The sequence below is a fragment of the Hydrogenophaga sp. FG152 genome (genome assembly GCF_057809615.1).
On the sequence record NZ_JBMDKH010000001.1, the window covers coordinates 141,139 to 161,913 of the forward strand.

Here is a 20,775-nt window from a genome sequence, read left to right on the forward strand (position 1 = left end):
GACGGGGATTTGCCAGCAAAGCCCTGGATTATAGCCCTTTCCATGAGGGTGGCTACCAAATCGCAAAGGTAGGAGGCAAGTTTTGCCGCCGGGCCGCCCCAAGGCAAAACAGCCCCCTCGGGGGGCAGCGACCCGCGCAGCGGCGGAGCGTGGGGGTCACAGCGCCTGTGCACAGGCGTGGGCGCTGGCCCAGGCCCACTGGAAGTTGTAGCCCCCCAGCCAACCGGTCACGTCCACCACTTCTCCGATGAAATACAGGCCCGGCTGCTTCGATTCCAGGGTCTGGGACGAGAGGTCACGGGTATCCACGCCGCCCAGCGTGACCTCGGCCTTGCGGTAGCCCTCGGTGCCGGTGGGGGTGAGTTCCCAGCGCGAGAGGCGCTCGGCCAGCCGGGCCAGGGCTTTGTCCGAGGCTTCGGCCACCGGGCGCTGCCAGTCGGCGTCCTGCTGCACCCAGGCCTCGGCCAGGCGGCTGGGCACCAGGTTGGCGAGTTCGTTGCCCAGCAGCTTGCGCGAACTGGCCTTGGCGCGCGCCAGGGCGGTGGGCAGCTCGGTCTCGGGGGCCAGGTTCAGGCGGATGGGCGTGCCTTCCTGCCAGTAGCTGGAAATCTGCAGCACGGCTGGCCCCGACAGGCCCCGGTGGGTGAACAGCAGGTCCTCCAGGAAGGCCATGCGGCCCTTTTTCTCGCCGGTCTCGATGCGCACCGGCAACGCGAGCCCGGCCAGACCGGCGTAGGGGGCCCAACCATCGCCGTCGAAGGTGAGCGGCACCAGGCCCGGGCGCTGCGCCACCAGGCGCAGGCCGAACTGGCTGGCGACGCGGTAGCCGAAGTCGCTCGCGCCGATCTTGGGGATGGACAGGCCGCCGGTGGCGATCACCACCGCGCGGCCGCGCACCGGGCCCCGGTCGGTGTCGAGCTCGTACACGCCGTCACCGCCCTGGCGCACGGCCTTCACGCCGCAGGGCTGCCAGCGCTGCACGCCGCCCGCGTCGCATTCGCGCAGCAGCATCTGGATCAGGTCGTCGGCCGAGTGGTCGCAGAACAGCTGGCCCTTGTGCTTTTCGTGGAAGGCAATGCCGTGGCGCTGCACCAGGCCGATGAAATCGGCCGGCGTGTAGCGCGAGAGCGCCGAGCGGCAGAAGTGCGGGTTGGCGCTCAGGAAGTGCTTGTGCGGCGCCTGCGGGTCGAGTTCGCGGTTGGTGAAGTTGGCGCGCCCGCCGCCCGAGATGCGGATCTTCTCCGCGACCTTGTCGCTGTGGTCGAGCACCAGCACGCGCTGGCCCCGCTGGCCGGCGATGCCGGCGCAGAAAAGACCGGCCGCGCCCGCGCCGATGACGATGGCGTCGAAATCTTGCATGGCGCGCAGTGTAGGCGCACCGCGCTGTCAGCCTGCGTGCCGGCTTCGTTCGGCGAGGGTGGCGGCCTTGCGCGTGAGCCCGTCGATCTCGCCCGTGATGTCCGATAGCACGTTGGCCACCACCGCGAACTCGCGGCCGTGCTGCCCCGCCCGCGCGGCCACGACCTGGGCGTTGAAGCTCACCACCTTGGCCTCCTTGGCCACGCTCTGGATGTCGCCGACGATGCCCGTGAGCTCTTTCATCATCGCGTCGGAGCGCGCCTTGGCCACCTCGTCGAAGGCGGTGGTCGCGGCATTGAGGGCTTCGAGAATGCGGTCGGTGTGCTCCACCAGTTCTGTCATGGTGTTCGGCACGCGCGGGCTGTAGGCCTCGATCTGTTCGAGGGCGTTGCGCATGAGCTGCATGAACGCTTCCACCACCGGGCCGACGCCGCGCGTGCCGTGGTAGGTCTCGCGGATCTTGCGGGCGCCCTGCGCTTCGAGCTGGTCCACCGTGCCCAGCAGGTGCTGCTGGCTTTCGCTGAACATCTGCAGGCTGCGCTGCGCGGCCTGCAAGCGCCCGGCCTCGCCGTTGGCGGCGAGCACGGTCTGCAGGATCATGCGTTGCGAGAGCATGCGCTGGCGCGCGGCGAGGTTGACCAGCGAGAGGCCCGCGATGTGGGCGGGCGTGTCGCGGCGAACGGGTCGGGTGGGGGCGAGGGATGTCATGGGGCTGACATCAAGCAATCGCCGGGCCATGGTGGCCCGGGCGGTGTTCAGGCGGCGCGCGCGGCCGCCTCGGGCGCCTGCACGGCCGCGATGCCGCGGACCACGTCACCCACCACGATCACGGCCGGGCTGCCCAGGCCTTCGCGCTCGATGGTGGCGCTCAATTGCCCCAGTGTGGTGAGCGCGTGCCGTTGTTGGGGCAGCGTGGCGTGCTGGATCACGGCCAGAGGCGTGTCGGCCGGCAGGCCGGTGAGCAGGTCCTGCTCGATCTGCGCGGCGCTGGACACGCCCATGTAGATCACGAGCGTGAGCCTGGCGTCGCGCGCGGTGGTGGCCAGGGCCTGCCAGTCGGTGCCGGCATCGCCCGGCTTGGCATGGCCGGTGACGAAGACCACGCCGTGCGCGTGTTCGCGGTGGGTGAGCGGCACGCCCAGCGAGGTGAGCCCGGCCAGGCCCGAGGTGATGCCATTGACCACCTGCACCTCGATGCCGGCGGCGCGCAGGTGCTCCACCTCTTCGCCGCCACGGCCGAAGATGAACGGGTCGCCGCCCTTGAGCCGCACCACCATTTCACCTTCCTGGGCCGCCATCAACATGAGCTTCTCGATGAAGGCCTGCGGCGTGCTCTTGCAGCCGCCGCGCTTGCCCACGTGCACGATGCGCGCGCGCGGCGAAGCGTGGGCGAGCACGCCTTCGCTCACGAGGTCGTCGACCAGCAGCACGGTGGCCGCGCTGATGGCCTTGACGGCCTTGAGCGTGAGCAGTTCGGGGTCGCCGGGGCCGGCGCCCACCAGGGCCACGGTACCGGGCAGGAACTCAGACGGCGAGGGCATGGGTTGCGGTTTCATGTTGCACGACCTCTCGCAAGATGTGTTCCACCTGCAGGGCAATCGGTGTGGGGATGGGCTCCGCGCCATCGAGCACGGCGCGGATGTAAGCGGCGGTGTGCGAGGCGTCCACCGCGGGCAGCGACGGCAGCCTGGCCAGCGGCCCGTCCTGCTGGGCCTGCACCTCGGAGCGCTCGCCGTCGCGGAACACCTCCATGCGCGGCGTGCGGCGCGCGTCGGCGACGGGTTCGCCTTCGGTGCCTCGCAGCAGCAGCGCGTGCGCGCCGGTGAGCGCCCAGGTGGCGGCCATGGAGGTCGCGTATTCGGGGTGGGTGTAGCTGCCGACGATGAAGGCCTTGCCTTCGCACGGGTTCATGAGTTTCACCAGGCTGTGCGCGGGGTTGCGCAGGCCGACCGCGCGGCGCACGTCCAGCAGGCGCTTGAGGGCGGGGCTGAGCACCTCGGTGGGCACGAAGGCGACCTCGCCCGCGCCGAGCGTGGGCGCCGCGCTGGCCGAAGGCACGCCCAGCGCGTCGAACACCTGGGAGGCGAACACGCGCTGGTTCTCGGTGGCCGTGCCGTGCACCAGCACCGCCGCGCCCCGGCGCGCCAGCAGCAGGGCCAGCAGCGGGGTGAGCACCGGCAGCTTGCGCGCGCCGTTGTAGCTGGGCAGCACGACGGTGGAGAGGCCGTTGTCGGGCAGGCGGCGCAGGCGCGCGTGGGTGGCATCGAGGAAGCCCGCCATCTCGTCGGGCGTTTCGCCCTTGATGCGCATGGCCAGGCAGAAGCCGCCGACCTCGAGGTCGGTCACGGTGCCGTCCAGCACCTGGCCGAGCAGGTCGGTGGCCTGCTCGCGCGTGAGCGAGCGGGCACCGTCCTTGCCCCGACCGATTTCCTTGATGTATTGACTGATGGCCATGACTTGCAAATTTCGGCGAATTGTCCGGCAAGTTTGATGACTTATCGTTATATGGGCGTTCTGCCTGGTCAGGCGGGCTGGGCCAGGGACGCACTGGCGCGCACCAGCCGCCTGAGTTCGGGCACGCAGGAGCCGCAGTGGGTGCCGCATTGCAGGCTGGCCTGCAGGGCCGCCAGCCGCTGGTCGTCGCTGCCTTCGCAACGGGCCAGCCGGGCCTGGATGGCGTCTTCATCCACGTTGAAGCAGGTGCAGACCTGCCGGCCCCTGGCCACCACGGCCAGGGGGGCCTTGGCGCCCGGCATGAGCAGCAGGCGGCCGTATGCTGCGGCGGGCAGCCCGTCCTGCAGCAGGGGCTTGATCCAGACCTCGGCGCGTGTGTCGCCGGCCAGCACGAAGGCCTCGAGCCGGGTGGTGTCGCCCTCGCGCACCAGGCGCGCGGTGCGGCGCTGGCCCAGGCGCTTGTCCACGTAGCGCAGTGCGTCGGTCGTCTGCAGGCCCAGCAGGGCTTCGATGCGTTCGACCAGTTCGGGCTCGGGCGCCTCGTGCGCGGCGGCGCGGAACAGGACACCGGTGCGTTCGCGACCGAACGGCACGCACGAGGCGAACGGAAACCGCGCCATCAGCGCGCGCAGGCCTTCCCGCGCTTTCAGTGCCTGGGTGTCGGGCAGCCAGCCCAAGGCCAGCAGCGTCCAGGGCAGCTCGGCCTTGAGCACCTTCACCGCCGCGTGCTTGAGCTCGGGCTGCCTGGAGGTGGGGCAGCAGGCCGAGGTGGTCAGCGCGTTGACGCCGGCCAGTGGCTCGCCGGTGCTGCTCAGGCCGCCGAGGTATTCCGCGCCCCAGTGCATGGCGATGAAGGCCTGCGACAGGCCGATCTCATCGGACGCCACGGCGGGCACCAGGATGGAGCCGCGCTTGCTGGTCACGTGCACCAGATCGCCGTCCTTCAGGCCGCGGTGTTCCATGTCCTGCGGGTGCAGTTGCACCGAGGGTTCGGGGACGTGGCCGAACAGCCGGCCCAGTGTGCCGGTGCGGGTCATGCCGTGCCACTGGTCGCGCAGGCGGCCGGTGGTGAGCGAGAACGGGTAACGCGACTCGCGCGGCTCGGCCAGCGGCACGAAGGGCAGGGCGGCGAAGCGGGCCTTGCCGTCGGGCGTGGCGAACACACCGTCTTCGTAGAGGCGTTGGCGGCCCTGCGATTCTCCGGCCTTGAGGGGCCATTGCTGCGGCCCCTGCTGCTGGAGCATGGCGTAGCTCAGGCCGGTGATGTCGAGGTCGCGCCCGCGCGTGGATTCGCGGTGCTCCAGCCACAGGCTCTCGGCATCGGGGTAGGGGAACAGCGTGGGCTGGCCGGGGCGCCAGCGGGCTTCGAGCCGCTGGGCGACGTCGACCACGATGCGCCAGTCGTGCCGTGCCTGGCCGGGCGCGGGCACGGCGGCGCGCACGCGGCTGATGCGGCGCTCGCTGTTGGTGACGGTGCCGTCCTTTTCGCCCCAGGTGGTGGCGGGCAGCAGCAGGTCGGCGAATTCGCAGGTGGCGGCGGTGGCGTAGGCCTCCTGCACCACCACGAACTCGGCGCGCGCCAGCGCGCGGCGCACGGTGGCCTGGTCGGGCATGGACTGGGCCGGGTTGGTGCAGGCGATCCAGAGCGCTTTCACCTGGCCGTCGGCCGCCGCCTGAAACAGCTCGACGGCGCTCAGCCCGGGTTTCTCGGGCACCGAGGGCACGCCCCAGAGCGCGGCCACTTCGGCGCGGTGCTCGGGGTTGGCGAGGTCGCGGTGCGCGCTGAGCAGGTTGGCCAGGCCGCCGACTTCGCGCCCGCCCATGGCGTTGGGCTGGCCGGTGAGCGAGAACGGGCCGGCGCCGGGTTGGCCGATCTGGCCCGTGGCCAGGTGCAGGTTGATCAGGGTGGCGTTCTTGGCCGTGCCGCTGCTGCTCTGGTTCAGGCCCTGGCAGTAGAGGCTGAGCGTGGCGGGCGAGGTCGCGAACCACTTCGCGGCGGTGAACAGGTCTTCGCGCCGCAGGCCGCAGGCCTGGGCCACGCGTTCAGGTGTGTGCTCGCGCACCAGGGCTTTGAGCGCGTCGAAGCCGCTGGTGTGCGCGGCGATGTAGTCGCTGTCGATCCAGCCTTCCCACAGCATGATGTGCAGCAGGCCGTGGAACAGCATCACGTCGCTGCCGGGCAGCAGGGGCAGGTAGAGATCGGCGAGGCCGGCGGTGTCGGTGCGGCGCGGGTCGGCCACGATCACCTTCATGGCCGGGTTGTTCTTGCGCGCCTCCTCGATGCGGCGGAACAGCACGGGGTGCGCGAAGGCCGCGTTGCTGCCGACGATGAACAGGCACTGCGCGTGGTTCACATCGTCGTAGCAAACGGGCGGCGCGTCGGCGCCCAGCGTGAGCTTGTAGCCGGCCACCGCGCTGCTCATGCACAGGCGCGAGTTGGTGTCGATGTTGTTGGTGCCGATCAGGCCCTTGGCGAGTTTGTTGAAGGCGTAGTAGTCCTCGGTGAGCAACTGCCCGCTGATGTAGAAGCCGACCGCGTCCGGGCCGTGCTGTTCGACCACCGAGGCGAAGCGCCCGGCAGCGAGGTCGAGCGCGGCGTCCCAGGCCAGGGGAGACGCGGGCGCGCCGCGCTGCGCGCGCTGCATCGGCTGCAGCAGGCGCGTCTGCTCGGCGATCGCGGGCGACGCGGTGAGGTGCAGGGTCTGGCCCTTGGTGCAGAGACGGCCGAAGTTCGCCGGGTGCTGCGGGTCGCCGCGCACGCCGGTGATCTGGCTGCCCACGCTCTCGATCAACACACCGCAGCCCACGCCGCAGTAGGGACAGGTCGAGCGGGTGGTGATCGGGTTCATGCGGGAACGGTTCTGCGGGCGGGGCCGGCGATGGGCCGGGTGAGGTCGGTCGCCTGCGTCGCGAGTTCCTGCGCGTTCAGGTGCACCACACCGTCTTCCACCTTCACCGCGAAGCGCGGCGTGCAGCCTTCGTCGGGCTCCTTCGCGCAGCCGCTGTCCAGGCCGATGGTCCAGTTGTGCAGCGGGCAGGCCACGTTCGTGCCGAACACGATGCCCTGGCTCAGCGGGCCGCCCTTGTGCGGGCAGCGGTCGAGCAGGGCGAACACCTCATTCCGGTCGTTGCGGAACACGGCCACATCCAGGCCTTTTTCGCGCTGCACGCAGCGCGAGCCGAGCACGGGGATGTCGTCCACGCGGGCAATGGCAATCCAGTCGTTCATGCGGCGCTCCCTTCGAGCGAAACGGGTTTGATGGGAATGAACTGGCGCGTGTCCACCGCGGCCTTCTGGTGCTCGAACCAGGGGTCGGGCTCGCCGTCCAGCGCGAACAGCAGTTCTTCGTTGAGGGCCTTGCGGCCTTCGGCGTCTTCGAGGATGCGCTTCTTCACGTAGTCCAGGCCCACGCGGCTCACGTAGTGCACCGTGCGCTCCAGGTACCAGCCTTCCTTGCGGTAGAGCTGCATGAAGGCGCCGGTGTACTCCAGCACCTCTTCGGCCGTCTTGAGCTTGACGAAGAAATGCGCCACTTCGGTCTTGATGCCACCGTTGCCGGCGATGTACATCTCCCAGCCGCTGTCCACGCCGATGATGCCCACGTCCTTGATGCCGGCTTCCGCACAGTTGCGCGGGCAGCCGGAGACGGCGTACTTGACCTTGTGCGGTGCATACATGCGCCAGTGCGCACGCTCCAGGTCCTTGCCCATCTGGGTGCTGTCCTGGGTGCCCATGCGGCACCATTCGCTGCCCACGCAGGTCTTCACCGTGCGCAGGGCCTTGGCGTAGGCGTGGCCGCTGGGCATGCCGATGTCGTTCCACACGTTGACCAGGTCTTCCTTCTTCACGCCCAGCAGGTCGATGCGCTGGCCGCCGGTGACCTTCACGGTGGGAATCTTGTACTTGTCCACCGCGTCGGCGATGCGGCGCAGCTCGTCGGCGGTGGTTTCGCCGCCCCACATGCGCGGGATCACGCTGTAGGTGCCGTCCTTCTGGATGTTGGCGTGGCTGCGCTCGTTGATGAAGCGGCTTTGCGGATCGTCCCTGGCTTCCTTGGGCCAGCTGCTGATCAGGTAGTAGTTCAGCGCGGGGCGGCAGCTGGAGCAGCCATTGGGTGTCTTCCAGCCCATGCCGTTTTGCACTTCGGCAATGGTGAGGTACTTGTTGGCGAAGATGGCATCGCGCACTTCCTGGTGGCTGTGCTCGGTGCAGCTGCACATGGCCTTCTTTTTGGGCGTGGCGGAGTAGTCGCCGCCAGCGGTGAACATCAGGATCTGTTCCACCAGGCCGGTGCACGAGCCGCAGGAGGCGCTGGCCTTGGTGTGCTTGCGCACCTCTTCCAGCGTGAACAGGCCCTTGTCCTTGATGGCTTTGCAGATGCTGCCCTTGGTCACGCCGTTGCAGCCGCAGACCTCGTCGCTGTCGGCCATGGCGGCGGCCTTGCTGTGGCCCTGGTGGCCCACGTCGCCGATGTTGGACTCGCCGAACATCAGGCGGTCGCGAATGTCGGCCACGCTGCGGCCATCGCGCAGCAGCTTGAAGTACCAGCTGCCATCCACGGTGTCGCCGTACAGGCAGGCGCCCACCAGCTTGTCGCCCTCGATCACCAGCTTCTTGTAGACGCCGCCCGAGGGGTCGCTCATCACGATCTCTTCGGTGTGCTCGCCGCCCATGAAGTTGCCGGCGGAGAACAGGTCGATGCCGGTGACCTTGAGCTTGGTGGAGGTGAGCGAGCCGACGTAGCGGCCGATGCCGAACTCGGCCAGGTGCGTGGCCAGCACCTTGCCCTGCTCGAACAGCGGCGCCACCAGGCCGTAGGCGATGCCGCGGTGCGCCGCGCATTCACCCACCGCGTAGATGCGCGGGTCGGTCACGGTCTGCAGCGTGTCGCTGACCACGATGCCCTTGTTCACGTGCAGTTTCATCGACTCCGCCAGGGCGGTGTTGGGGCGGATGCCCACGGCCATCACCACCAGGTCGGCCGGCAGCTCGGTGCCGTCCTTGAAGCGGATCGCCTTCACCCGGCCGGTCTCGTTGCCCACCAGCTCCTGTGTCTGCGCGCCGATCAGGAAGCGCATGCCGCGCTGCTCCAGCGACTGCTGCAGCAGCTTGCCGGCCACATCGTCGAGCTGGCGCTCCATCAGCCAGGGCGCGACGTGCACCACGCTGACCGTCATGCCGCGTTTCATCAGGCCGTTGGCCGCTTCCAGACCGAGCAGGCCGCCGCCGATCACGACGGCGTGCTGGTACTGCGTGGCGGCGTCGATCATGGCCTGCGTGTCGGCGATGTCGCGGTAGGCCAGCACGCCCTGCAGTGCCTTGCCCGGGATGGGCAGCATGAAAGGGTTGGAGCCGGTGGCCATGATGAGGCGGTCGTAGGGCGCTTCGATCACACCGCCGTTGCCGTCGCTGGCGCGCACGACGCGCTTGAAGCGGTCCACCTCGGTCACGGTCTTGCCCGCGTGCAGGGTGATGCCATGGTCCTGGTACCAGGACCAGTCATTGAGCACGATTTCGTCCAGCGTCTGCTCACCCGCCAGCACCGGCGAGAGCAGGATGCGGTTGTAGTTGGGGTGGGGCTCCGCGCCAAACACCGTGATGTCGTAGAGATCGGGCGCGATCTTGAGCAATTCTTCAAGCGTGCGAACGCCGGCCATGCCGTTGCCGACCATGACCAGTTTCAGGCGTTGCGAGGGAGGCAGGCGCATGTCCATGGGGTTCTCCTGGGCGGCCGGTCAGGCCAGCTTCTCCACGTGGGTCTGGCGGGTGTAGAGGAAGTCGATCACTTCCTTGCGGCATTGCTGGTAGGTCGGGTCGTCGGCCAGCGCCACGCGCTGGCGCGGGCGCGGCAGGTCCACGCGCAGCACCTCGCCGATGGTGGCGGCCGGGCCGTTGGTGAGCATCACGATGCGGTCGCTCAGCAGCACGGCTTCGTCCACGTCGTGCGTGACCATCACCACGGTGCTGTGCGTGCGCGCCACGATCTCCAGCAGCTCGTCCTGCAGCTTGGCGCGGGTGAGGGCGTCGAGCGCGCCGAAGGGTTCGTCCATGAGCAACACCTTGGGTTCCATCGACAAGGCACGGGCGATGCCCACGCGCTGCTTCATGCCGCCGGAGATTTCGCCGGGACGCTTCTGTGCGGCGGCGGTAAGTCCCACCAGCGCCAGCGCGGCTTCGGTGCGCGTCTTCAGTTGCGCCTTGCTCTCGGTGACACCGAAGACGCGTTCAACCGCGAGGTGCACGTTCTCGAAGCAGGTCAGCCAGGGCAGCAGCGAGTGGTTCTGGAACACCACCGCACGCTCGGGGCCGGGGCCGGCGATTTCCTTGTTGGCGCAGAGCAGCACACCCCGGGTGGGCGTGGTGAGACCGGCGATCAGGTTGAGCAGCGTGGACTTGCCGCAGCCCGAGTGGCCGATCAGCGTGACGAACTCGCCCTTGGCGACGGTGAGGTGAATCTGGCGCAGCGCGGGAAAGAGGCCCTTGCGGGTCTTGAAGGTCTGCTCGACGCCCTGGATCTCGATGTACTTGGATGCGTCGCTCATGATTTCACTTCCTCGAAGGTGAACAGGGTGGCCAGCTTGATGAGGCCGAACTCGAGGACCAGACCGACCACGCCGATGACGAAGATGGCGATGATGATGCTGGCGACGTTGAGGTTGTTCCACTCGTCCCAGATCCAGAAGCCGATGCCCACGCCACCGGTGAGCATTTCGGCGGCCACGATCACCAGCCAGGCCGTGCCCACGGCCAGGCGCACGCCGGTCAGCAGGTAGGGCAGCACGGCGGGAAACAGGATCTTGGTGAAGATCTTCCACTCGCTCAGGTTGAGCACGCGCGCCACGTTCATGTAGTCCTGCGGCACGCGCTGCACGCCCACGGCGGTGTTGATGATCATGGGCCAGATCGAGCAGATGAAGATGGTCCAGATCGCGGCGGGGTTGGCGCCCTTGAACACCAGCAGGCCGATCGGCAGCCAGGCCAGCGGCGAGACCGGGCGCAGCAGGCTGATGAGCGGGTTGAACATGCGGCTGAGGAACTCGAAGCGGCCGATGGCGAAGCCCGCCGGGATGCCCACCAGCGCGGCCAGGCCGAAGCCCACGCCCACGCGCTGCAGCGACATGAGCACGTTCCAGCCCACGCCCTGGTCGTTCGGCCCCGCCTGGTAGAACGGGTCGGAGAACACGCCCACGGCCTGTGCCCAGGTGGCCAGCGGCGTGGGGATGCCGCTGTCGCTGCTGCCGGCCACCAGCGACCAGACCAGCACGAGGAAACCCAGGCCGAGCAGCGGTGGCAGCGCGCCTCGGAAGAAGCCCGCGATGCGCTCGCGCCAGGGCGAAGGCGTGGCCGCCCGGGCGGGCTCGGCGGCCACCGCCGGCGCGACGCTGGGCTTGGGATGGGGCACGGCGGCGGCCACGGGCGCGGCGGGCGCCACGGCCTCCAGGGGGGTGTGGAAAACGGCACTGACCATGGTGTTGTTCCTCGGGTTCGGCGGGCCGGGTCAGGCTGCCTTCATCTTGAAGCTGTCGGCGTACTTGGCCGGGTCCTTGCCGTCCCACACCACGCCGTCGATGAACTTGGCGCTGCGCAGGTCGGACTTGGGCAGCGATGTCTTGGTGGCGGACGCGGCTTCCTTGTAGATGTCGATGCGGTTGACCTGTCTGGCCACCGCCAGGTAGTCCGGGTGCGACTTGAGCAGGCCCCAGCGTTTGTGCTGGGTGAGGAACCACATGCCGTCGCTCAGATAGGGGTAGTTGGCCGCCCCGTCGTTGTAGAACTTCATGTGGTTGGGGTCGTCCCAGGTCTTGCCCAGGCCGTTCTGGTAGCGGCCCAGGATGCGCTGGTTGATCGCGTCCACACCGGTGTTCACGTAGGAGCGCTGGGCGATGGTCTCGGCCATCTTGTTCTTGTTCTGCAGGCCGGCGTCGATCCACTTGCCGGCCTCCAGGATGGCCGCCGTCACGGCGCGCGCGGTGTTGGGGTACTTCTGCACGAACTCGGCCGTGGTGCCCAGCACCTTCTCGGGGTGGTCCTTCCAGATGTCCTGGGTGGTGTTGGCGGTGATGCCGATGCCGTCCATGATGGCACGGTGGTTCCAGGGTTCGCCGACGCAGAAGCCGTCCATGTTGCCCACGCGCATGTTGGCCACCATCTGCGGCGGCGGCACCACGATGGCGCGCGCGTCCTTGAACGGGTCGATGCCGGCCGCCGCCAGCCAGTAGTAGAGCCACATGGCGTGGGTGCCGGTGGGGAAGGTCTGGGCGAAGGTGTATTCGCGCTTCTCGGTGGCCATCAGCTTGGCCAGCGAGGGGCCGTCCACCGCGCCTTTGTCGGCCAGCTTCTTCGACAGCGTGATGGCCTGCCCGTTCTGATTCAGATTCATCAGGATGGCCATGTCCTTCTTCGGCCCGGCGGTGCCCAGCTGCAGGCCGTAGATCAGGCCGTAGAGCACGTGGGCCATGTCGAGCTCGCTGTTGACCAGCTTGTCGCGCACGCCGGCCCAGCTGGCTTCCTTGGTCGGGACGATCTTGACGCCGTACTTCTTGTCGATGCCGAGTTCGGCGGCCATGACCACGCTGGCGCAGTCGGTCAGGGGGATGAAGCCGATCTTGACTTCGGTTTTTTCAGGCGCGTCGGAGCCGGCGGCCCAGACCCCGTGGTGGCCCAGCGTGGAGAAGAGGGCGGCCGTGCCGATGGCGCTGCCCTTCTTGATGAACTCGCGGCGCGAAGCGGCGGGGCCGTCGGCTGGGGTGGGGATGTCTGCGTTCATGTCCAACTCCTTGCTGATGAAAAAAAGCGGTGCCCCAAAGCACAACGGCGCCCATTTCCGTGCCTGCGCTGAGCGGGCGGAAATGGACGCCGTTGTCCGTGTCTGGGAAGACTGTCTGGAACTCGGGCCGCCATTGGCCCGGTTTCCCTTGCCTGGATCAAAGCAGTTAGCGTGCCAGCCTCAGGGTTGTCCCGGGCTCGCGCGAGAAGCGCTTGATTTCCAAGGAAAAACCCGCTGGCCGGTGGGGCGGCATCCGGGTGGTGGGCTTCAAACTGGTGCGAGCCGATCCGGCGGGCACGCTATTTGTGCACCGCAGCACCCGGTCGCGTGTCAGCGAGGGCGGGCGGGCAGCACGTCGGCCATGGCCAGCACGGCCTCGGCCACCTCGATCAGCCGGCGGTTCTGGTTCATGGCCATCTGCCGCATGGTCTTGTGCGCTTCTTCCTCGCTGAGCTGGCGGTGCGCCATCAGCAGGCCCTTGGCGCGTTCGATCAGCTTGCGCTCGTTCAGGCTGGCGCGCACCGTGTCCAGCTCCTCGCCCATGGTCTGCAGTCGGCGCGCCTGGTCCTGCACCAGCTCGAGGATGGAGCGATCCAGCTGCAGGCCATAGCCCTGGGCGGCGGCGCCGAAGCCGGCGGGCACGGCCGTGGAAGGTGCGTCCTGGAAGAAGGAGAGGGCGTTGGCCTCGCGCGGGGCGGTGGTGCTGAGGGCCTGGTAGGCCTCCAGTTCGGTCCGGGCGGCGCTGATCTTGTCCTCGCAGGCGCGCAGCAGGTCGAGCGCGAGCCGGTCCTCCACCGCCTTCATGCGGTCCATGCGCTGGCTGCAGCAGTCGAACCAGACCTGGCTGAGCTGCACGTTGAGCGGCGCGCCCTGCGTGGCGGTGCAGAGCACGCGGCGCAGGCGCTCCAGTTCGGCCAGCGTGGCGCTGGCCTGGCTGGCCGCCCACAGGTCCACCGCTTTCGGGTTGGCGAACTCGGCGAACACCTGCAGGCAGCGCTCCTGCGACTCGATCAGGTGCAGCAGGCGCTGCTGCTCGATCGCTTCGGCGCGGCCGCTGACGAACAGGGCCGAGCCGGCGGCGCGCTCCTGGCCCGCGAACTCCTTGCCCTGCATGAAGTTGAACAGCGCCACCAGCAGGCGCGAGACCTCGGGGTCGCTCGCGCTGTCGGCGGCCTCGAACACCACCGCCAGCAGGCCGGCGATCAGGCGCGCGTAGGCGTCGGTGGCCTGGCGGGTGGTCCAGGCCAGCGAGGCCACGCGCTCGCGCAGGTCTTCGAGCGCGTTCAGGCCGTGCAGCACGTAGGCGATGCGGCTGAACAGGCGCGCGCCATGGCCCACGCGGGGCGACTCGGTGTCCAGGCTGTCGAAACAGGCGCGCAGCTCGGCCTCGATCTGCCGGCATTCCTCGATCTGGCGGGCGCGCATGTCGGTGAAGCGCGCGCCCTGGGAGCCGATGTGCAGGTTGGACAGGCCGCGCTCGCGTTGAAGACCGTGCACCAGCCGGCCGGTGACATTCACCAGCGCGCTGGTCAGCGCGAGCTCCTGCAGCTCGGCGATTTCGCAGCGCTTGGCCGCGACGAGAAAATTCAAACCCGATTTCATCGAGGTGTTCGTGGGGTGGCTCGGCATGTCCCTGCAACTGAGCAACAACCATGCCGCCCGTACACTCCCCGCATGCGGATTTTGGGAATCGAGTCATCCTGCGACGAAACCGGCGTGGCCCTGGTCGATGCCAGCGGCAGCGCCACCCCCCGGCTGCTGGGGCATGCCCTGCACAGCCAGATTGAAATGCACCAGGCCTACGGCGGCGTGGTGCCCGAACTCGCCAGCCGCGACCACATCCGCCGCGTCCTGCCGCTGACCGACGCCGTGCTGGCGCAGGCCGGCCTGCCGCTCTCGGCTGTGGACGCCATCGCCTACACCCGGGGGCCGGGGCTGGCCGGCGCCTTGCTGGTCGGCTCGGGCGTGGCCTGCGCGCTCGGCTTTGCGCTGGGCAAGCCGGTGATCGGCGTGCACCACCTCGAAGGCCATCTGCTCTCGCCCTTCCTGAGCGCCGACCCGCCCGAATTTCCCTTCGTGGCGCTGCTGGTCTCGGGCGGCCACAGCCAACTGATGCGGGTGGACGGCGTGGGCCGCTACGAACTGCTGGGCGAGACCATCGACGACGCGGCCGGCGAGGCCTTCGACAAATCGGCCAAGCTGCTGGGCCTGCCGTACCCGGGCGGCCCGGCGCTCTCGCGCCTGGCCCAGCAGGGCGACGCCCTGGCCTACAAATTCCCGCGCCCGCTGCTGCACAGCGGCGATCTCGACTTTTCGTTCGCCGGCCTCAAGACGGCGGTGCTCACCCAGGTGAAGAAACTGGCCCACGCCCACCCGGACGGCCCGGCCACGCTGCACCTGGCCGACCCGCTGAGCGCGCAGCAGAAGGCCGACGTGGCCGCCAGCGTGCAGGCCGCCATCGTCGAGGTGCTGGTGAAGAAATCCTTCATGGCGATCCGCCAGACCGGTCTGCGCCGCCTGGTGGTGGCCGGTGGGGTGGGGGCCAATGCGCTGCTGCGCGAGCAGCTGGGCGCTGCCTGCGCCCAGGCCGGCGTGCGCGTGCACTACCCCGAGCTGCACCTGTGCACCGACAACGGCGCCATGATCGCGCTGGCCGGCGGCATGCGGGCCCAGGCCGGGCTGGCCAGCGGCGGCGCGGCGGACGCCGGTGGTTACCCCTTCGACGTGAAGCCCCGCTGGCCCCTCTCCGACCTGGGCCTGCCCGCCAATCCCGCCGGATGAGCGGGCGACTGGCTTCTGTAATTATGAATTAAACTCCCGGCGCTGTCGCCTTGGCGACTCTGCTGCGTGGGCCATTTCCGGCCCCCTGGCCTTTGCACCCGGAGCCCTTCTCTGATGAAACACCTGTTCGATTCTCTGTTTTCGCCACGCCGCCGCGCGCTCGTCGCAGCCCTCGTGGGAGGCCTGACCACCACCCTGGCCGTGGCGCAGGCGCCCGCCACCGGCGCCCCGATCCGCATCGGCATGATCGAAGGCCTCTCCGGCCCGATCGCCAACACCGGCGATGCGGTGTTCCGCAATCTGGTCTGGGCCACCGAGCGGGTCAACGCCCGTGGCGGCGTGAAGCTGCCCGGCGGCAACCGGCCGCTGGTGATCGAGCGTTTCGACAGCAAGGGCCAGACCGACGAGGCCCTCTCGGCGCTGCGCTCGGCGATCGACAAGGGCGTCACCATCGTCGCCCAGGGCAACTCCTCGGCGGCGGCGAGCGCGCTGATCGACGCCATCAACAAGCACAACGAGCGCGACACGGCGCGCCAGGTGCTGTTCCTCAACTACTCGGCGGTGGACCCGGTGCTGACCAACGAGAAATGCAGCTTCTGGCATTTCCGCTTTGATGCCCACGCCGACATGCGCATGAAGGCCCTCATGAGCGTGCTGCGCGAGGACGGGCAGCTCAAGAACATCTACCTGATCGGGCAGGACTACAGCTTCGGCCAGGCCGTGTTGCGCGAGGCGCGCAGCCAGCTCGCGGCCCAGCGTCCTGACGTCACCATCGTCGGCGACGAGCTGCACCCCATGGCGCGCGTGAAGGACTTCCTGCCCTACGCCGCCAAGATCAAGGCCAGCGGCGCGCAGGCCGTGCTCACCGGCAACTGGGGCAACGACCTTACGCTGCTGGTGAAGGCCGCGCGCGAAAGCGGCTTCGAGGGCAGCTTCTACACCTTCTACGGCAATGCGCTGGGCGCGCCCGCCGCCATGGGCGACGCCGGCATCGGCAAGGTGATCGCCGTGGCCGACTGGTTCCCCAACGTGCCAACGCCCGAGTCCGAGGCCTTCTACAAATCGTTCCGCGAGCGCTTCCCCAGCCCGGCGGACGACTACGTGCACATGCGCATGCAGCTGCTGGTGGAGGCGCTGGCGCAGGCCATCGAGCGCGCGGGCGCGGCCGGCCCGGTCAACGCCGCCACCATCGCCGCCCAGCTGGAGAAGGCCGACGTCACCCTCGCGGGTCAGCGCGCCCGCATGCGCGCCGCCGACCACCAGTTCCAGCAATCGCTGGCTGTGGCCGTGATGGACCGACAGGGCGCGCCCGGCGTCAAGTTCGACGTCGAAGGCTCGGGCTACGGCTTTCGCGTGATCCGCAACCTGAGCCCGCAGCAGGCCGAGCTGCCGCACACCTGTACCATGCAGCGACCTTGATACAGCTTTGCGGGAGCGTGTGCCGATGAGACAGGTGGTGGAGCAGCTGGAAGCCTCGCGCATCCGGGAAGTGGCCAACGAAGGCCTGGGCCGGGCCGATGTGCTCAAGTTCTGGTTCGGCGAGAGCGACGAGGTCACGCCCGGCTTCATCCGCGACGCGGCCGTGGCCTCGCTGCAGGCCGGCGAGACCTTCTACGCCCACAACCTGGGCCTGCAGGAGTTGCGCGAGGCGCTGGCGGCGTACACCGACCGGCTGCATCCCGGGCGCGGCGCCAGCCATTGGTTCGATCGGCTGGCCGTGAGTTCCGGTGGGGTCAACGGCCTCATGCTGGCGTCGCAGACCCTGGTGGAGGCGGGGGACGAGGTGGCCGTGGTCACACCGGCCTGGCCCAACCTGGTGGCGCAGCCGCAGATTCTGGGTGCGAAGGTCAAGACCGTGCCTCTGCGCGTGCAGGCCGATGGCCCCCGTGCGGGTGCCTGGGTGCTGGACATGGACGCCTTGCTGGCCGCCATCACGCCCTCGACCCGCCTGCTGGTCGTCAACGCACCCAACAACCCCACGGGCTGGACGCTCAGCGCCGCCGAGCAGCGCGCCATCCTGGCGCACTGCCGTCGCACCGGCACCTGGATCCTGGCCGACGAGGTCTACGAGCGGCTCTACTTCGCCGGCGACACGGCCAACGGCGCCGCGCCCAGCTTCCTGGATGTGGCCGAGCCGGACGACCGCGTCATCGTCGCCCACAGCTTTTCCAAGAGCTTCCTCATGACCGGCTGGCGCCTGGGCTGGCTGGTGCTGCCGCCAGCGCTCACGGGCGCCATCGGCAAGCTCATTGAATACAACACCTCCTGCGCGCCGGTGTTCGTGCAGCGGGCGGCCGCCGTGGCGCTGCAGCGCGGCGACGAGGTCACGCCGGCCCTGGTGGCGCACCTGCGGCACTGCCGCGACACGCTGGTGCCGCTGCTGCGCGCCCTGCCCGGGGTGACCCTGGCCGAGCCACTGGGCGGCATGTACGCCTTTTTCCGGTTGGCCGGGCAGGACGATTGCCTGGCGGTGGCCAAGCGCCTGGTGCGCGAAGCCGGCCTGGGCCTGGCACCCGGCAGTGCCTTCAGCCCCGAGGCCACGGGCTGGCTGCGCTGGTGCTTCGCCAGCCGCGACACGGGCCGGCTGGAGCAGGGCGTGGAGCGCCTGCGCCACTGGCTGGCCGCCCAGCCCCCCGCTGCCCGCTGAGTCCTTCTGGTCTATAATTCGCGGTTGCTGTCTTCACGGACGGCAATTTCACGCCCGCGGCGGCCCACATCGGCTGCGGCGGGACGCACGTAACGCCAGGCAACTGGCCAAGGAACTTTCAATGATCGCCCAATCCATCAAAGCCGAAGTGGTCGCGGCCAACGCCCGCGCCGCCAACGACACCGGCAGCCCCGAAGTGCAAGTCGCACTGCTGACCGCCCGCATCAACGAGCTCACCCCTCACTTCAAGACCCACGCCAAGGACCACCACGGCCGCCGCGGTCTGCTGCGCATGGTGAGCCGCCGCCGCAAGCTGCTCGACTACCTGAAGTCCAAGGACGCCGAGCGTTACATCGCCCTGATCCAGAAACTGGGCCTGCGCAAGTAATTGGCACGGCCGTGACGCACAAAACGCCTGAGTTGGTTCGCTGGCTCGGGCGTTTTTTGCTTGTCACGCGCCTTTTTTGATTCCGGAGCCCCGACAACAGAGCGAAGCTGTGTCATTCCAAGGGGGTTGTGCGCCAGACGGCGTGCCCACAATCCTCCTGGAATGGCATCGTGTTCTGGGTTGTGTCTCCGGGTTTTGTGCAGCGAAGCTGCACGCATTTAACGGAGAGACACCATGAGCATGTTCAACAAGGTCACCAAGAGCTTCCAGTGGGGCCCCCACCACGTCACGATGGAAACCGGCGAAATCGCGCGCCAGTCCACCGGCGCCGTGCTGGTCAACATCGACGACACCGTGGTCCTGGCCACCGTGGTCGCCAAGACCGAGGCCAAGGCCGGCCAGGACTTCTTCCCCCTGACGGTGGACTACACCGAGAAGTCGTACGCCGCCGGCAAGATCCCCGGCAGCTTCTTCAAGCGCGAAGGCCGCCCGAGCGAACTCGAGACGCTGACCTGCCGCCTGATCGACCGCCCGATCCGCCCGCTGTTCCCTGAAGGCTTCTACAACGAAGTGCAGGTGATCGTGCACGTGGTGAGCCTGAACCCCGAAGTGCAGGCCGACATCGCCGCGATGATCGCCACCTCCGCCGCGCTGGCCGTCAGCGGCATCCCGTTCAACGGCCCCATCGGCGCCGCCCGCGTGGGCTACGTCAACGGCGAGTACGTGCTCAACCCAGGCCAGACCCAGCTCAAAGACAGCCAGCTTGACCTCGTGGTCGCGGGCACCGAAGCCGCCGTGCTGATGGTGGAATCCGAAGCCGACCAGCTGTCGGAAGAAGTCATGCTGGGCGCCGTGGTCTACGGCCACGACATGGGCAAGATCGCCATCGCCGCCATCAACGAACTCGTGCGCGACGCCGGCAAGCCGGCCTGGGACTGGCAGCCGCCGGCCAAGGACGAGCCGCTGATCGCCAAGGTCGACGCACTGGCCAAGGCCAAGCTCGAAGCCGCCTACCAGATCCGCAACAAGCAGGCCCGCACCCAGGCCTGCCGCACGGCCTATGCCGACGTGTTCGCCGCCCTGAAGGCCGAAGGCGTGGAGTTCGACAGCGTGGCCGTCGAAGCCCTGCTGTTCGAGATCGAAGCCAAGATCGTGCGTGGCCAGATCCTGGCTGGCGAGCCCCGCATCGACGGCCGCGACACGCGCACCGTGCGCGCCATCGAAATCCGCAACGGCGTGCTGCCCCGCACCCACGGCTCGGCCCTGTTCACCCGCGGTGAAACCCAGGCGCTGGTCGTGGCCACGCTCGGTACCGACCGCGACGCACAGCGCATCGACGCGCTGGCCGGCGAGTTCGAAGACCGCTTCATGCTGCACTACAACATGCCTCCCTTCGCCACCGGTGAAGCCGGCCGCTTCGGCACGCCCAAGCGCCGCGAGATCGGCCACGGCCGCCTGGCCAAGCGCGCGCTGATCGCCGCGCTGCCGAGCAAGGAAGACTTCCCCTACACCATGCGCGTGGTGTCCGAGATCACCGAATCCAACGGCTCCTCGTCGATGGCTTCGGTCTGCGGCGGCTGCCTGGCGCTGATGGACGCCGGCGTGCCCATGAAGGCGCACGTGGCCGGCATTGCCATGGGCCTGATCAAGGACGGCAACCGCTTCGCGGTGCTGACCGACATCCTGGGTGACGAAGATCACCTGGGCGACATGGACTTCAAGGTGGCCGGTACCACCAACGGCATCTCGGCGCTGCAGATGGACATCAAGATCCAGGGCATCACCAAGGAAATCATGCAGGTCGCGCTGGCCCAGGCCAAGGAAGCCCGCATGCACATCCTGGGCAAGATGCAGGAAGCCATGGGCGAAGCCAAGACCGAAGTGTCCAACTTCGCGCCCAAGCTCTTCACCATGAAGATCAACCCCGAGAAGATCCGCGACGTGATCGGCAAGGGCGGCTCCGTCATCCGTGCGCTGACCGAAGAGACCGGCACGCAGATCAACATCGACGAAGACGGCACCATCACCATCGCCTCGACCGACTCGGCCAAGGCCGACGAAGCCAAGCGCCGCATCGAGCAGATCACGGCCGAAGTGGAAGTGGGCAAGGTCTACGAAGGCCCGGTCACCAAGATTCTGGACTTCGGTGCCCTGATCAACCTGCTGCCTGGCAAGGACGGCCTGCTGCACATCAGCCAGATCGCCCACGAGCGCGTCGAGAAGGTCACCGACTACCTGAGCGAAGGCCAGGTCGTGCGCGTGAAGGTGCTGGAGACCGATGAAAAGGGCCGCGTCAAGCTGTCCATGAAGGCCCTGGCCGAACGCAACACCGGCGAGCAGGCGCCTCAACAGCCTCAGTCGTGATGTCACCGGTCGTG

The 20,775-nt window shown here is 68.6% G+C and carries 16 protein-coding genes; 5 read left to right on the plus strand and 11 right to left on the minus strand.

The window, feature by feature from the left end; translation table 11 throughout:
- Nucleotides 1-156 precede the first annotated feature (156 nt).
- The 11 genes from ACODTB_RS00720 to ACODTB_RS00770 all read right to left on the minus strand — a co-directional run bounded on the left by ACODTB_RS00720 (nucleotide 157) and on the right by ACODTB_RS00770 (nucleotide 14,183).
- Complete coding sequence (locus tag ACODTB_RS00720; protein ID WP_291115917.1) at nucleotides 157-1,359, minus strand: BaiN/RdsA family NAD(P)/FAD-dependent oxidoreductase; 1,203 nt, start codon at nucleotides 1,357-1,359, stop codon at nucleotides 157-159.
- Between the two features lie 27 nt (nucleotides 1,360-1,386).
- The gene (locus ACODTB_RS00725; protein WP_291115919.1) at nucleotides 1,387-2,067 is read right to left on the minus strand and encodes a methyl-accepting chemotaxis protein; all 681 of its coding nucleotides are present in this window, start codon (nucleotides 2,065-2,067) and stop codon (nucleotides 1,387-1,389) included.
- Nucleotides 2,068-2,114: 47 nt separating this feature from the next.
- Nucleotides 2,115-2,900, minus strand: coding sequence for a uroporphyrinogen-III C-methyltransferase (gene cobA, locus ACODTB_RS00730; protein WP_291115921.1), 786 nt, complete (start codon nucleotides 2,898-2,900; stop codon nucleotides 2,115-2,117).
- Nucleotides 2,884-3,813: a DNA-binding protein YbiB gene (gene ybiB / locus ACODTB_RS00735; RefSeq protein ID WP_291115923.1), complete on the minus strand. Its 930-nt coding sequence runs from the start codon at nucleotides 3,811-3,813 to the stop codon at nucleotides 2,884-2,886. The genes cobA and ybiB overlap by 17 nt, the downstream gene beginning before the upstream one ends.
- 68 nt (nucleotides 3,814-3,881) lie before the next feature.
- Nucleotides 3,882-6,662, minus strand: a complete 2,781-nt coding sequence (locus ACODTB_RS00740) for a nitrate reductase (RefSeq protein WP_291115925.1) — start codon at nucleotides 6,660-6,662, stop codon at nucleotides 3,882-3,884.
- Nucleotides 6,659-7,042: a nitrite reductase small subunit NirD gene (gene nirD, locus ACODTB_RS00745; RefSeq protein WP_291115927.1), complete on the minus strand. Its 384-nt coding sequence runs from the start codon at nucleotides 7,040-7,042 to the stop codon at nucleotides 6,659-6,661. Before nirD ends, ACODTB_RS00740 begins: the two co-directional genes overlap by 4 nt.
- On the minus strand, nucleotides 7,039-9,528 hold the full coding sequence (gene nirB / locus ACODTB_RS00750) for a nitrite reductase large subunit NirB (protein WP_488929040.1): 2,490 nt from the start codon (nucleotides 9,526-9,528) through the stop codon (nucleotides 7,039-7,041). The genes nirD and nirB overlap by 4 nt, the downstream gene beginning before the upstream one ends.
- 21 nt (nucleotides 9,529-9,549) lie before the next feature.
- The gene (locus tag ACODTB_RS00755) at nucleotides 9,550-10,356 is read right to left on the minus strand and encodes an ABC transporter ATP-binding protein (protein WP_291120243.1); all 807 of its coding nucleotides are present in this window, start codon (nucleotides 10,354-10,356) and stop codon (nucleotides 9,550-9,552) included.
- Entirely contained in the window at nucleotides 10,353-11,282 is a 930-nt protein-coding gene (gene ntrB, locus ACODTB_RS00760; RefSeq protein ID WP_291120246.1) for a nitrate ABC transporter permease, read from the minus strand. Before ntrB ends, ACODTB_RS00755 begins: the two co-directional genes overlap by 4 nt.
- A 30-nt stretch (nucleotides 11,283-11,312) precedes the next feature.
- Entirely contained in the window at nucleotides 11,313-12,581 is a 1,269-nt protein-coding gene (locus ACODTB_RS00765; RefSeq protein WP_488929041.1) for a CmpA/NrtA family ABC transporter substrate-binding protein, read from the minus strand.
- A 330-nt stretch (nucleotides 12,582-12,911) separates the two neighbouring features.
- Nucleotides 12,912-14,183, minus strand: a complete 1,272-nt coding sequence (locus ACODTB_RS00770) for a nitrate regulatory protein (RefSeq protein ID WP_291117851.1) — start codon at nucleotides 14,181-14,183, stop codon at nucleotides 12,912-12,914.
- 72 nt (nucleotides 14,184-14,255) lie between these two features.
- On the opposite strand from ACODTB_RS00770, the gene tsaD reads away from it, so the two are divergent.
- The 5 genes from tsaD (at nucleotide 14,256) to pnp (ending at nucleotide 20,761) form a co-directional block, all read left to right on the plus strand.
- Nucleotides 14,256-15,362, plus strand: a complete 1,107-nt coding sequence (tsaD, locus tag ACODTB_RS00775) for a tRNA (adenosine(37)-N6)-threonylcarbamoyltransferase complex transferase subunit TsaD (RefSeq protein ID WP_291117848.1) — start codon at nucleotides 14,256-14,258, stop codon at nucleotides 15,360-15,362.
- Between the two features lie 114 nt (nucleotides 15,363-15,476).
- A complete protein-coding gene (locus ACODTB_RS00780) occupies nucleotides 15,477-16,781 on the plus strand; it encodes a branched-chain amino acid ABC transporter substrate-binding protein (protein WP_291117845.1) in 1,305 nt (434 codons plus the stop codon).
- A gap of 25 nt (nucleotides 16,782-16,806) precedes the next feature.
- Nucleotides 16,807-18,009, plus strand: a complete 1,203-nt coding sequence (locus tag ACODTB_RS00785) for a pyridoxal phosphate-dependent aminotransferase (protein ID WP_291117842.1) — start codon at nucleotides 16,807-16,809, stop codon at nucleotides 18,007-18,009.
- A 121-nt stretch (nucleotides 18,010-18,130) separates the two neighbouring features.
- A complete protein-coding gene (rpsO, locus tag ACODTB_RS00790; RefSeq protein WP_291117839.1) occupies nucleotides 18,131-18,397 on the plus strand; it encodes a 30S ribosomal protein S15 in 267 nt (88 codons plus the stop codon).
- Nucleotides 18,398-18,631: 234 nt separating this feature from the next.
- Nucleotides 18,632-20,761, plus strand: a complete 2,130-nt coding sequence (pnp, locus tag ACODTB_RS00795) for a polyribonucleotide nucleotidyltransferase (RefSeq protein ID WP_291117836.1) — start codon at nucleotides 18,632-18,634, stop codon at nucleotides 20,759-20,761.
- Nucleotides 20,762-20,775 lie beyond the last annotated feature (14 nt).

Bases quoted from the DNA above. Each gene is read 5' to 3' on its own strand.
- ACODTB_RS00720 (WP_291115917.1), bottom strand. From the start codon at position 1,359: ATGCAAGATTTCGACGCCATCGTCATCGGCGCGGGCGCGGCCGGTCTT.
- ACODTB_RS00725 (WP_291115919.1), bottom strand. From the start codon at position 2,067: ATGACATCCCTCGCCCCCACCCGACCCGTTCGCCGCGACACGCCCGCC.
- cobA (WP_291115921.1), bottom strand. From the start codon at position 2,900: ATGCCCTCGCCGTCTGAGTTCCTGCCCGGTACCGTGGCCCTGGTGGGC.
- ybiB (WP_291115923.1), bottom strand. From the start codon at position 3,813: ATGGCCATCAGTCAATACATCAAGGAAATCGGTCGGGGCAAGGACGGT.
- ACODTB_RS00740 (WP_291115925.1), bottom strand. From the start codon at position 6,662: ATGAACCCGATCACCACCCGCTCGACCTGTCCCTACTGCGGCGTGGGC.
- nirD (WP_291115927.1), bottom strand. From the start codon at position 7,042: ATGAACGACTGGATTGCCATTGCCCGCGTGGACGACATCCCCGTGCTC.
- nirB (WP_488929040.1), bottom strand. From the start codon at position 9,528: ATGGACATGCGCCTGCCTCCCTCGCAACGCCTGAAACTGGTCATGGTC.
- ACODTB_RS00755 (WP_291120243.1), bottom strand. From the start codon at position 10,356: ATGAGCGACGCATCCAAGTACATCGAGATCCAGGGCGTCGAGCAGACC.
- ntrB (WP_291120246.1), bottom strand. From the start codon at position 11,282: ATGGTCAGTGCCGTTTTCCACACCCCCCTGGAGGCCGTGGCGCCCGCC.
- ACODTB_RS00765 (WP_488929041.1), bottom strand. From the start codon at position 12,581: ATGAACGCAGACATCCCCACCCCAGCCGACGGCCCCGCCGCTTCGCGC.
- ACODTB_RS00770 (WP_291117851.1), bottom strand. From the start codon at position 14,183: ATGAAATCGGGTTTGAATTTTCTCGTCGCGGCCAAGCGCTGCGAAATC.
- tsaD (WP_291117848.1), top strand. From the start codon at position 14,256: ATGCGGATTTTGGGAATCGAGTCATCCTGCGACGAAACCGGCGTGGCC.
- ACODTB_RS00780 (WP_291117845.1), top strand. From the start codon at position 15,477: ATGAAACACCTGTTCGATTCTCTGTTTTCGCCACGCCGCCGCGCGCTC.
- ACODTB_RS00785 (WP_291117842.1), top strand. From the start codon at position 16,807: ATGAGACAGGTGGTGGAGCAGCTGGAAGCCTCGCGCATCCGGGAAGTG.
- rpsO (WP_291117839.1), top strand. From the start codon at position 18,131: ATGATCGCCCAATCCATCAAAGCCGAAGTGGTCGCGGCCAACGCCCGC.
- pnp (WP_291117836.1), top strand. From the start codon at position 18,632: ATGAGCATGTTCAACAAGGTCACCAAGAGCTTCCAGTGGGGCCCCCAC.